9 protein-coding genes are annotated in these 12,811 nt (G+C 56.6%); all 9 read right to left on the bottom strand.

The window, feature by feature from the left end:
* Positions 1-17 precede the first annotated feature (17 nt).
* The 9 genes from N6P30_RS01130 to N6P30_RS01090 all read right to left on the bottom strand — a co-directional run bounded on the left by N6P30_RS01130 (position 18) and on the right by N6P30_RS01090 (position 12,603).
* Positions 18-1,415 carry a hypothetical protein gene (locus tag N6P30_RS01130; RefSeq protein WP_154827328.1) on the bottom strand — a complete coding sequence of 466 codons (1,398 nt, stop codon included), beginning with the start codon at positions 1,413-1,415 and terminating at the stop codon, positions 18-20.
* A 202-nt stretch (positions 1,416-1,617) separates the two neighbouring features.
* Entirely contained in the window at positions 1,618-3,168 is a 1,551-nt protein-coding gene (locus N6P30_RS01125) for a methyl-accepting chemotaxis protein (protein ID WP_023292362.1), read from the bottom strand.
* A 98-nt stretch (positions 3,169-3,266) separates the two neighbouring features.
* Positions 3,267-4,274, bottom strand: a complete 1,008-nt coding sequence (locus N6P30_RS01120) for a LacI family DNA-binding transcriptional regulator (protein WP_023292361.1) — start codon at positions 4,272-4,274, stop codon at positions 3,267-3,269.
* A gap of 28 nt (positions 4,275-4,302) precedes the next feature.
* Positions 4,303-5,709 carry a sucrose-6-phosphate hydrolase gene (locus tag N6P30_RS01115; RefSeq protein WP_023292360.1) on the bottom strand — a complete coding sequence of 469 codons (1,407 nt, stop codon included), beginning with the start codon at positions 5,707-5,709 and terminating at the stop codon, positions 4,303-4,305.
* Complete coding sequence (locus tag N6P30_RS01110) at positions 5,709-7,079, bottom strand: sucrose-specific PTS transporter subunit IIBC (protein ID WP_008501693.1); 1,371 nt, start codon at positions 7,077-7,079, stop codon at positions 5,709-5,711. The genes N6P30_RS01115 and N6P30_RS01110 overlap by 1 nt, the downstream gene beginning before the upstream one ends.
* A 66-nt stretch (positions 7,080-7,145) precedes the next feature.
* The gene (locus N6P30_RS01105) at positions 7,146-8,663 is read right to left on the bottom strand and encodes a carbohydrate porin (RefSeq protein WP_021240175.1); all 1,518 of its coding nucleotides are present in this window, start codon (positions 8,661-8,663) and stop codon (positions 7,146-7,148) included.
* Between the two features lie 172 nt (positions 8,664-8,835).
* Entirely contained in the window at positions 8,836-9,726 is an 891-nt protein-coding gene (locus N6P30_RS01100; protein WP_023292359.1) for an aminoimidazole riboside kinase, read from the bottom strand.
* Positions 9,727-9,814: 88 nt separating this feature from the next.
* Positions 9,815-11,026 (bottom strand): diguanylate phosphodiesterase, encoded by a 1,212-nt coding sequence (locus N6P30_RS01095; RefSeq protein WP_023292358.1) that lies wholly within the window; start codon positions 11,024-11,026, stop codon positions 9,815-9,817.
* 95 nt (positions 11,027-11,121) lie between these two features.
* Entirely contained in the window at positions 11,122-12,603 is a 1,482-nt protein-coding gene (locus N6P30_RS01090) for an alpha/beta hydrolase (RefSeq protein ID WP_023292357.1), read from the bottom strand.
* Positions 12,604-12,811: the final 208 nt, after the last annotated feature.

Below are 12,811 nucleotides of genomic sequence, written 5' to 3'. Positions count from 1 at the left end.
GGTTGGGCAAAAATAATTTAGCACTCCTGCCGTTGCAAGCTAAACGTATTCTGGAAGCCATTATTAATTGCAATCCCTTCAATTTTATCATTGGGAATACCAAGCTTCACCATTAAAGCTAATATTGCTAGCACTTCTGTTATCTCCTTAAATTTATATATGACATCACGAGACTCAGAAAATAAAGGCTGATGAATAATCTGATTGCGAGACCTGCATATTTCACTTATGATAATCTTATTAAGATTCAAACTTCCAACCATAGGTTGAGGAAAGCTATTAATAAAATGATGAATGCAACTCTCTGTATTGTGTTTGGTTTTGTTAGCTCTTTTAATAGCACGAGAAAAATCACTAATCGAAGCACCGGGGAACCGTTTAGCTAAAAAACGCTTTCCAGTTTTAAGTGTTTCAGTTAACACTTCTTCATCAACGTAAGATGATTTTTTCATTGTCATTGTTTCTATTAATCTGTAGAACCCTAAAAATTTTTCTTCATTACTATCCACCATAGTATATGAAACATATTTTTTTAATAGTTCTTTTACATCTTTGCGCTCGGAATCATAATAATGGTCCCAGACAATTAATGGAAAGTGGTTTTCTGAATAATCACGATAAATAGTTGAAAACGGCATGAAAACGCCGTTCCTTAGTTTATTTATTTTTTCATATTTTTCAGCGAGATAAAATTGAGCCGTATTACGTTCCCAAAGATCATTTCCGATTTCAACTTGCGAGATATTTAATGAAGAACCAATCAAAAACCTCAGGAACATGTATAAATCAGTATATTGTTCGATGAGTTCATCAAGGTGAACGCTTTTTTCGAAGGTTATCGTTATATGTGGATTGACAGACATGCCCACCGTATGCAAACCCTCTATGCCACCAGATGTATAGGAGTAATAAAGACCCAGACGACCTAATCCTTTTAAGTTTTTTTCAAATTCAATGCAATCACCCTCGACTGGAAGGTGGTTTATCAAACCACAAGTTAAAATACGGTCCAATTTTTGTGTAAAACCGGACCATTTCTTAATTTTCTCTCCATAAATACTAATGCTTTTAAAACGATCATTCAAATGCAGACCATTTTTACCATAAAGAAACCCTTGTGCTGAATATGAATAGTCATTAAAGACTCTGTCTCGCTCAACTCTTAAATGATAAGTTTCATTCAAAGTCAATCCGAACAACAAAAAGTTATTAGCATTAGATTTAAAGACTATGTTTTTTAATGAAAACATGGTTGTGTAATTTTTCTGTAACGTTCCATTAAAATCCATTATTGTTATTGATATATTGTTTTTTTCAATCATCAGCACAGCGACATAATATTCGTCACCTAATCTTACAGTACCCTTATGGGACTCAACCACTTCACCTGTATAATAATTAACATCACCTGCCATACCCTATCCTTTTGAGTTTTGTAGTCATTCCAATCAATACATTTCTCTTCTGTAGTGTGCCTCCAACAGTGCACTTATTTATTTTATTATCTTTAGTATTATGTGCGCAATCTTTTCGCTACCTCTCCTCCCAATGAATGGAAAATCTTTTAGGTAGATCACGCAGCCACTAAAAGGCTCCCTGCGGAGCCCCCTCATTCAATCAAGCCTGCACCGGCAACCTAAAACTCGAAATACTCCGCGAAAGCTGCTGCGCCTGCTCTTCCAGCGAGGCCGCTGCCGCCGCGGACTGCTGCACCAGCGCGGCGTTCTGCTGCGTCACGCCGTCCATCTCGGTCACCGCCTGCCCGACCTGGCCGATCCCGCGGCTCTGCTCTTCAGAGGCGACGGAGATCTGCTCCATCAGCGTATTCACTTTGTTCACCGACGAAATGATCGAATCAATCACCTCGCCCGAGCGGCTGACCAGCTCCGCACCGTTTTTCACGCTGGAGACCGACTGCGCGATCAGGCTTTCGATGTCTTTCGCCGCCACCGCGCTTTTCTGCGCCAGGGTGCGCACTTCGCTGGCCACGACCGCAAAGCCGCGGCCCTGGGTACCGGCGCGCGCCGCTTCAACCGCCGCGTTCAGCGCCAGGATGTTGGTCTGGAAGGCGATGCTGTTAATCACGCTGGTGATGTCTTCAATACGCTTCGAGTTCGCCGCGATGGTATTCATCGTGTCGATGACTTCGCGGGTTACCGCTTCACCGGTGTGGGCATTTTTCACCGCGTCCTGCACCAGCTTCCCGGCCTGATACACATTATCGGTATTGTTCGCCACCGTCGCGCTCAGCTCTTCCATGCTCGCTGCCGTCTGGGTCAACGCCGAAGCCTGCTGCTCGGTGCGTGACGCCAGGTCGATATTCCCGGAGGCAATCTCCTGGGCGGCGTGCGTCACGGTATGACTCGCATCGCGCACCTGGGCGATGGTCGCCAGCAGCGCCTGACGCATCTGCTCCATCGAGCCCATTAGATGGTCGATTTCGTTGCCTGTACTCCCCTTCACCGGCACCGGAATGTCCAGCTTGCCTGCCGCAATCTGGCTGCAGTGCTCGCGCGCCAGGTTGATCGGCGCAAAGACAAAGCGCTTCATCAGCAGGCTAACGGCGATAATCACCACCACAAACAGGCTGGCGATAGCAGCAACGATCGCCAGGCCGGAGACGAAGCTACTGCTCGCATCTTCGTTCAGGCTTTTGGCGTATTTCTGGTGGACGGAAAGCACCTGGTCGAGAACGATCTCGTACTGGCGGTCGAGGCGGGAGACTTCCGGGATGAGCGCGTTAAATTTGGCGACATCGTGCGCCTCGGCGGCATCGATCAGCGGCGCCAGCCCCTGGTTGCGGTAGTTCTGCCAGGCGTCCTGATAGGCAGTGACCAGCGACGCTTCATCGCTCAGGCGCGGCGACGCCATAAAGGCTGCAAAGGCGTGGTCCGCTTTGGTCAGCGCCTCTTTCACGGCGGTCAGCTTTGCAGCGCCGTCCGCCGCGTTGCCCGCTTCCACCATCTTAACATACTCCATCACCCGCACGCGCAGCGTACGGCTGTGGTTGATGGGGTCAATAATGGACAGCACAACCTGGATCTCTTTGTTGACGTTATCCAGGGAATTATTACTTTTAATGATGATGCCAACGCTGGTGACGGTGCTGATAACAAAGAAGAAAAGCAGCGAGAACAGGACAATCAGGGACGACTTTTTCAACGACATAAACCAATACCTCAAGGAGAATTATTCCTTATGGTTATCGGCCATTCCAAAACTTAAATTAATTAAAGTTATTGATGTATCGGTCCGGGCTATATTGCTCACTTATAGCGCCGCTGCAGGGTGGCCGCCAGCTTGCGTTGCAACGGTTCCGGGGTCTCGCCCTCAATCAGTTTGCTAATCAAATCAAAGCAGTGCCACGCCAGCTGGCGGTTATCCTGGCGGATGGTATCCACCGGGATCGTCAGGGAATCGTAGAGATAGTGATCGTCAAAACTGGCTAACCTGATATCGCTTTGCAGCAGGTTATGCTGGCCCATATAGCGCAGCACCCCTTCCAGCAGCCCGCAGGCGGCGGCGAAGAGCGCTTTCGGCGGACGCCCCAGGCGGGCGCAGAGTTCAGCAAACATCTCGTATCCGGAGCTCGGGTGATAGTTGCCGTGAATGATCCACTCGGGGCTCAGCGCCACGCCGGCCTCTCGCAGGCCTTGCTTAAAGCCTTCAAGACGATCGCGCGTCGGGGATAAACGGGGCTGGCCGCCGAGGAAGTAGAATTCATCCGGATGCTGGCGCGCAATATCCGCCACCAGTTCGGTCGTCGGGGTGATGGAATCGGTGATCACCAGCGGCAGCGCGCTGTCGTTGATATGACGGTCAAACAGAACCACCGGCAGCTGCTCGCTCAGCTTATGGTAGTCCGCGTCGTTGAGCATGCTGGAGGCCACAATCAGCCCGTCCACCTGACGCGCCACCATGTTGTTCACCACCACCGTCTCCTGCCCCGGGTTTTCATCGCTGCAGGAGATCAGCAGCTGCACGCCCGCCTCGCGGCACAGCGTTTCCAGCTCGTGAGAAAAGACGGCAAAACCGTAGTTGGTGATCTCCGGGACCACCAGACCAATGGTGTGGCTGCGGTTATCGCGCAGCGACCGGGCGTGAATGCTGGGCTGATAGTGGCGCTCTTTTGCAATTGCCAGCACGCGCTCGCGCGTCTCTTCCGCCACGCGAAGCTCTTTGCTGCGGCCGTTCAGGACCAGGCTGGCGGTGGCTTTTGACACCCCCGCCAGCTCCGCGATGTCTTTAATGGTGACGCGTTTTGTTTTTCTCACAACGACTTAGATCCGGCTGCCAAAACCCTCATTCTATCATGCAGGCGCGCAGCGACCAGTAGCGTAATGTGATATCGGACGCACCTTCGAATCGCACGCGGGCCGGATGGTCAGGAAAATAGCGGCTGCTCATCACCCCTTCGCCGTGGTTAATGAAGATTTCGACGCTGGAGCGGTCGCACAGGACGCGCAAATGACGGACGTCGCCCTGCCAGTAGCGGGTTAGCGTTTCACCGGTTTTCAGGCTCGCGCGTTCCAGGCGCACGCCCTGCTCATCGAGCGTGAGGCGCAGCGCGCCGCCAAAATCGACATTCACCTGCGATGCGCTCAGCTCAAACTCCAGACGCGTCGCGTCAAGTTCGGGCGCGTCGCTGGCGCGCCCCTGCCAGTGCTGCTCATCTTCACGCAGCGCCGCCAGCTCGCGCGCCGGGGTCTGCCAGAGCCGGCCGTCGCGGAAGCGCAATTCTCGCGGGCAGGTCATCTGGTGCATCCAGCCGTGCGCCCGCGTGGGCTGAAGCATCTCTTCCCCGTCCGGTACGCCCATCCAGCCAATCAGGATGCGGCGTCCATCTTCCGCAAGCGTGGTTTGCGGGGCGTAGAATTCAAAGCCCGCGTCCAGCTCGTGCAGCTCGCCGTGATCGAACGTCGCGCGGGCATAGTCAAACGCCCCGCTCATCCAGGTGGCCGGATAGGTATTGAGGTAGCGATGCGGCTCGCGCGCCAGCCCCTGCGGGCAGCAGATCAGGACGTGCGTCCCGTCGAGGGCAAACAGGTCCGGACACTCCCACATATAGCCCGCGTCCGTCAGGCCGTTAACCCCGTGACCGGCGATCTCCCCGCAGGATGTCCAGGCGTGCAAATCGGCTGATTTAAACAGCAGCACCTTGCCGCGCTTCTGCACATCCTGCGCGCCGAGCACCATGTACCACATCCCCTCGAGCTGCCACACCTTCGGGTCGCGCACGTGGCCGGTGTAGCCTTCCGGCAGCGCCAGCACCGGCCCCAGCTTCGTAAAGGTTCCGTCCGGCTGTTCCACGGCCAGGCACTGCCAGGCGGTGCGGCTGCCGTCATCGAACTTGACGTTGCCGGTGTAGCACAGGGTCAGTACGCCCTCGTTATTCACGGCGCTACCGGAGTAGCAGCCGTTGCGGTCATACGCCTCGTCGGGCATCAGCGCCAGCGGCTCATGCTGCCAGTGCACCAGGTCCGCAGAACTCCAGTGCCCCCAGCACTTAAAGCGATGCTCGCAGTCCAGCGGGTTCCACTGATAGAACAGGTGATAGCGGCCAGCAAACCAGATAAACCCGTTCGGGTCGTTCATCAGCCCCGTCACCGGCGCGGCGTGCCATTGCGGATAATGGCTGTCCGCCAGCGCCCGCGGCTGACCTGTCATAACGGCCTGCAGGATCGCAGGCCAGCGGGAAGGTAACGTCATTATTCAGAGTCCGTTTTATATTTCAGCAGCAGTGAGACGGTAAACGCCACGCCGAAGGCAATCACCATGCCGATAATATAGTTCAGCAGCGAGCTGGCCTGCACGATGGCCATGCCAGGAATGGCGGTCAGCCCGACGGCGGTCATGTACACGTGCACGGAGACCACCCAGGCCCCGCCCACCGCACCGCCGATTAGCGCGGCGATAAACGGCTTAACGAAGCGCAGGTTGATACCAAAAATGGCCGCTTCGGTGATGCCCAGCATTGCAGAGAACGCCGACGGCAGGGTAATGGCTTTGATTTTGGCATCTTTGGTTTTGAACCACACCGCCAGACAGGCGCCACCCTGCGCCACGTTCGCCATGGCCCAGATCGGCAGCAGGAAGTTAACGCCAATCGACGGATTCCCCAGCAGCCCGGCTTCAATCGCGTGGAAGCTGTGATGAATACCGGTGATCACAATCACCGAGTAAAGTCCGCCGAACAGCAGCCCGGCGAGCCAGCCCGCGTGGGCGATCAGCGTGCTCAGAATAAAGGAGATACCGTCCCCCAGAGCGCGCCCCGCCGGGCCGATAATCAGCAAGGCGATAAAGCCGGAGATAACCACGGTGAGGAACGGCGTCAGGATCAGGTCTAACGCATCCGGGATCGCGCGGCGCAGGTTTTTTTCCACGATGCTCATGAACCAGACGGCCAGCAATACCGGGAATACCGTGCCCTGATAGCCAATCATCGCGATCTCAAGGCCGAAGAAGTTCATGGTGTGGAAGCCCGACGCCACGCCCCAGGCGTTGGTCAGCGCCGGGTGGGTCAGAATCCCGCCCAGCGTCGCGCCGAGGTACGGGTTACCGCCAAATTCGCGCGCGGCGGTAAAGCCAATCAGAATAGGCAGAATGATAAACGCCGCCGAGCTGCACATGTCCAGCATGATGTAGAGGGCGTTATCCGCATTGACCCAGCCGTAGGTTTTCACCATGCCGAGCAGGCCCATCAGCAGACCGGACGCCACAATCGCGGGAATGATCGGCACAAAGATGTTGGAGAGTAAGCGGGCAATGCGCTGGAACGGGTTCAGCTTGCGCGCCGCCAGATCCGCGGCTTCCGATTTGCTGGATTCGCTAATTCCCGCCGCCTGAATAAATGCGGCGTACACCTTGTTGACCACGCCCGTGCCAAAAATCACCTGCATCTGCCCGGCGTTACGGAAGCAGCCTTTCACGCCGTCAACCTTGCCGATGGCCTGCTGATCCGCCAGCGCGTCATCAACCAGCACCAGACGAAGACGCGTTGCGCAGTGCGCCGCGCTGGCGATGTTTTCCTTGCCACCGAGCAGCGGAATAAGCTCGCGGGCGATTTGATTAAAATCCATAGATACCTCTGCCTGACTTCTTTTTATGATGTGCGAAACGCTCCCGCCAGGCGGGAGCGTGATGGGTTAAAACCAGGTTTCCATCTGGACCCCAAAGTTCCATTCCCCGCCGGCGTTGAAGCCGCTGCTGCCAAAGGCATCATCGCTGGCGTAATTATCCAGTTTGCTGCTCCAGTCCATCCAGGTGGCAAACAGGCGCAGTTCAGGACGGCTGAAGAAATCGCCGATTTTGCTCGCTTTTAACGTCGGCGCAAAGGTCAGCTTGTAGAAACTGCCGTTCACGGCGTTGCGGTCCTTATAGCCCTCCGGGTTTAAATCCATGTACTGGTAGCTTCCCTCAAACGCGAGCGCGAAATTCTGGGTGACCTCTTTGATCAGGCGGGTGTTGAGCGTTACCCACTCATAGCTATCGCCCTTGACGTAGCGATCTTTACTGCTCTGTGCCAGAACGGCGGGCGCAACGCTCCAGCCACCGCCGATCGGCGTGACACCGTAACTTGCGAAGCGCCAGGTATCCGCCTCAGACAGCAGCGCGCCGTCGGAGCCGATGCTTTTCACCTCCGCACCCAGCCCGTGACCATACAGCAGCGCCGTTTTGGCGGTCCCTTCACGCAGGCCGTAGAAGCTCTCATTATGCAAGCCTACCAGGGCATGAACGCCGTGATTGGCGGCATCCGTTTTAATCAGATCGCCGTTAGTGTCTTTACGGTCGTCGTTATCCTTCGCCCGCAGGCCGCTCACCATCAGCTGGAACGGGCCGGCGAAGTGGTTCATGCTGAGGATATAGTTCTGAACGTTGTTGTCGGTCTGCTCCACGCTGCCGAAGTTGCGGCCGTAAATGGAGAAGTTGCTGCGGAGCGAATCGTTCCACTTCACGTCGTAAACGCCGCCGCCGGTACCGGCCAGGAACACCACGTCGGAATCCAGCCAGTGGATGTCAAAGTTGTCGCGGTCGAAGCGTTTACCCGCCCAGAAGGTGCTGCCCTTCAGCGCGCCGGTAAAATCAGGCAGGTTACCCAGCTCCGCGAAGGCCTGACGAATATTGAGGTCGCTGGTATCGGCAGACCAGTCGTTATAGGTTCTCTGACCGTCGGCCAGCATCGCCTTGAAGCGCGTGGTCGCCCCGTTATCCAGGGTTTGCTTGTGCTCCAGGTTCAGCTCGACGTAGGTGTCGGCTTCGTTACCCAGACGCCCTACCGCACCGCCGGTTTCCCCGGCTGGGGTCAGGTAAGGACCGCTTTTGCTGCTGGAGGCGGCATCGTTCATCAGCAGGCCAGAGCGGGCATAGCCGTGGAACTCAAACCCGCCGGTCTGATCCGCCTTCTTCTCCAGCGCGGTGGTGCGCTGCGCCACCTCCTGGGTTGTCGTTTGCGCCTGCTGCTGAGCGGCAACCAGCTGCTGCGTTTTTTGTTCTGCTGCCGCAGCGCGCTTCTCGGCCACCTGCGCGCGCGTTTCCGCGTCCTGAAGGCGCTGCTCCATCGCGGCAAGACGCGCTTCAATACTGGACATATCCGTCTGGGCAAAAACAGAGGTACTGCCGGCCAGCATGCCTATCATCACGGCAAGTCTGCGTTTTTTATACATTTTGTCGCATCCCTAAAAGAAGTCATTAAACGTGCTAAATTGCTAAACCGGTTTAGGTTGCTGATACTAAACCTGTGAATTTTGGATCGGCAATCTTTTTTGCTAAACCGATTTAGTAAGTGTGATCGAGGCGACAATTCAGGCCGCCGGATGGCGGCCAGGAGAGGAGAAATTACAGGTCGTGCTGCCAGGGCAACGCGGTCATCGCCCCTTTGGCGGTGGTGGCCAGCGCGCCGCAGCGCTGGGCGAGCGCGATAACCGGCGTCAGGTCCTGTCCGGCGGCCAGCCCGTAGAGCAGCCCCGCCACAAAGGCATCGCCCGCACCGGTCGTATCGACGCACTGCACAAGCGTTGCCGGATAGTGTTTTACGCTACCTTCATGCCACGCGGTTACGCCCGCTTTTCCCTGGGTAACCAGCACCAGACGCGCCGGGCAGCGCTGCATCAGCACCTCCAGACCGACGTTGACCTCCGCGCTGCCGGTGAAAAAGGCCAGCTCTTCTAGCGAAAGTTTCACCACGTCGGCGCTTTGCAGGGCCTGCTCCAGGCAGCCATGCAGTGCGTTCTCATCCGGCCAGAGGTCCGGGCGAATATTGGGGTCGAAGCTGACGTAACCGCCTGCCTCACGAATGGCGGCCATCGCCTGAAACGTCGCAGTCCGGCTCGGCTCGGCGCTTAAGGCGATGGAGCAGACGTGCAGCCACTCCCCGGCGCTGAACGTCGGCAGGTCGTCGGGTTCGAGAAACAGATCGGCGCTCGGGCGCACCATGAAGGTAAACGAGCGCTCGCCGTGGTCGTCGAGATCGACCACCACCGTTGAGGTGCGGTGCGCCGGGTCAAGGCGCATCCACGTCACGTCAACCCGCTCGTCAGCGAGCGTTTTCGCCATAAAGCGCCCGAAAGGATCGTCGCCAACCCTGCCGATAAAGGCGCTCTGGCCGCCCAGCCGGGCAATACCGACCGCGACGTTCGCCGGCGCGCCGCCGGGACACTGCAGTAATCGACCTTCTCCATCCGGCAGCAAATCCACTACCGCATCGCCAAGTACCCAGATTTTCTTCATGTGATCCTCGTAGCTAAACCATGTTAAACCGTTTTAGCTATTTAAGCACAGGCCGAGCAAAGGGGAAATAACGGGAGGGAAAATTGGCTTACCGCACCAGATGCGGCCAGTGGATATCGCCGACGCCATTAAGCTGCGGCCGGGCAAAGAGGAATCCCTGAAAGCGGCGGATCCCGGCCGATTCGAGCCAGCACCACTCCTCGATTTTCTCGATGCCTTCGGCCACCAGGGTGATTTCAAGATCGGAGCAGCAGCTGATGATGGAGCGCACAATCGCCTGTTTTGGGCCGCTCAGGTGGATGTTGCTGACAATCTCACGGTCAATTTTAATTTTGTCCGGCTGGAAGCGGGTCAGCAGCGAAAGCCCGGCATAGCCCGAGCCAAAATCATCGATCGCCAGGCCAATCCCCTCGCCGCGAAGCTGCTTGATGGCGCTGTTAAACTGGTTGAGCCCGGAAATCATCTCGTTTTCAGTGACTTCAATGACCACCTGCTCCGGCTGAAGGCCATGTTTTTTAATCTGATCGACCAGAAATTCCACCGCGCCTGGGACATTCACCAGCGACATGGGCAGCAGGTTTACCGCGATTTTATGGCTGCCAATGCCCAGCTTTTCCGCCAGCGCAAAGGCATAGGCTTTCGTCTGGAGATCGACTTCGTAGACGTTGTCCGGATTGACGGTGCTGAAGAAATGCTCCGGGCTGCCGCCGTCGTTGCCGCGGATAAGTGCCTCAAGGGAGCTGATCTTCCCTTCCGAGGGCTCGACAATAGGCTGCAGCGCAAACTGGCAGGTTTGTCCGGCAATCAGGCCCAGGTGTTCGCCAAAGGGTAGCGTTTCGGTCGAGAGCGTCCATTTGTCCGCGGTGTAGCGTGCCCCCGACGGGGCCGGACGTTTACCGGTTATAAAGGTCTGAATAAATTTGAACACCCGATCGTCGGAGGTCAGATAGCTGTCCAGCTTGCTGTAGCGCAGCACCGACTGCAGCACCTCTTTTGGCGACTGCGTTTGCAGGTCGAACAGCAGCATACCGACGTTTTCGAAGCGTCTGCGCGGACCATAGTCCCGCAGCAGTTCTACTACCCCGCTGTGCCGCTTGTCCTCGCGGATTTTATGGAACAGTTTGACCACACTCTCTTCCGACCCTTCGAGGATCTGCAGAACGTCGTTGCCTTTAGCAAGGAGGACGCCGGTAATGTCCAGTTTTACGTTGCGGCCCCTGGCGCGCTCCACCAGCTCCCGCAGTTCGGTGGACGGGCGGGATAAATTCAAGTGGCTTCGGTAGATCAGCGTCGTCAGCACAAAAAGGGGTTCCAGTGATAAAGAGAGGTGCCTTGAAGCTACTATGTAACATACTTAATCAATGCGACCTAACATATTCACGCCACAAGGGAACATTACTTTTTCTGGTCCCCGATCCGGCTGTTAATCCTCTCCTGCATATAGTCGTAGAACGGGTTCGAGGTGACCCGCATAAGCGCCTCTTTCCCGACGCTCAGTACGGACGTTTCTCCCCACATCGCAATCGTCCCCAGGCTGATGCCATATCGGTTTTTCACGCGTGGTTCACGACCATAGAGATCGTCATCCGGCGGGAACGGCACCGCAACGTGCGACAGGGAATAAACATCCTGCGGCCAGGACTGGGCAAGCGGCACCACCGTCTCCTGCGTTCTGCCTGCCGGGGTTATTTTCGCCACCGTCGAGAAACTGTGCTCGCCGGCATTGGTGATAATCGTGACGCTGTAACGCCTCTGCGCGACCGGCAGCAGCGCCGTGGTGGCCGTCCAGGACGACGGTTTAAAGAGCGGACGGAAGCTCGCCGCCTGGTTGATATCAAACACTACCAGCTCGCTGCCGTTTGCCGGAAGCTGGTCAAACAGGCCGCTGACCACCGCGCGGGTGCTAACCGTGGAGTCCATCACCGACTGGAACGCCAGCACCGGCGGCAAATTCGCCAGCCTGTTTTCCCGCGCCTCACGGCCAATCTGCTCCTGCAGGGCCTTCGTCAGCAGCCACGACTGGCGGGCGGCGTTCACCGGGAACGAGTTGTATTTATACGGATTATATTCCGGGGAGATATTCAGCCAGGCCGCTTTGGCAAACGGCGGCAACAGCGCAGGTAGCCCGGCGAATCCGGCGAACCGCGCAAAGGACGTCACGCCGATCATCGGTGAGAGCAGGATCATCTGCTGAGGCTTACGCAGCGCAGGGTCTTCCAGCGCATCGAGGGCATACTTCATCGCCAGCGCCCCGCCGTTGGAGTAGCCCACCAGATGCAGCGGCACGTTATTCCCCGTCAGGCGCGTGGCTTCCCGCACGGCAAGCCGCGTCGCCGCGAGCCACATTTCCCAGTCCACGTCCGTCAGCGCACCGGGCGCGGTGCCGTGTCCGGGAAGACGCGGGACCACGGCCACAAAGCCGCGCTGTTGATAGTTCACGGCAAGGTGCCTGACGCTGTAAGGCGAGTCGGTCAGGCCGTGCAGCAGCACCACCGCGCCGCGGGGCTTCCCGGCGGGCATCAGCACAAAGGAGCGGTTGGCATCGGGGGCAAACTGGCCGGGCCACACCAGGCTCTGGCGGTAGTAGCGGTTTAACGGCGTTTGTTCCTCGCCCGCTGTTTTCGCCGTCACCGCGTTATCCAGATCGGTGAAAATCGCCTTTTCACGGGCGAGGTACCCGGCGAAATCGGCGTTATCCAGCTCGCGCACGGACATCTCATCTGCCCGCCAGGTGTGCCACGGGTGCAGTTCCGGCCCCTGCTGCGAGAGATAGACCCGCACCGCCAGCAGGACGACCAGTACGATCCCCACGACCATCCCTGTTTTCTTTGCAAGCGCCAGCAGGCGCACGCTGACTCGCCAGGGCCAATTCGCCATGCCGGGATCCCTTTTATGTTCACTGTTTTTCTATCTTATCAAAAATGTGAACGGGCTGACGTATTCACCAAATTCATCCCTGCCAGGTCAGCCAGTGCACCAAAAGTGAACTACGCTGCACAAATGTTGATCATTGGTTAACCAAATATTGCATGAAGTTTATTGCGCAGCGGGTTTTCGCCCTTCTGTGAACATGGCACGCGTCATG

Origin of the sequence: Enterobacter sp. PL1, assembly GCF_945957325.1 — a bacterium.
Lineage (GTDB): Bacteria > Pseudomonadota > Gammaproteobacteria > Enterobacterales > Enterobacteriaceae > Enterobacter > Enterobacter roggenkampii.
The sequence above is the reverse complement of the archived record's forward strand: the minus strand, read 5'-3'. Positions and strand labels throughout refer to the sequence as shown.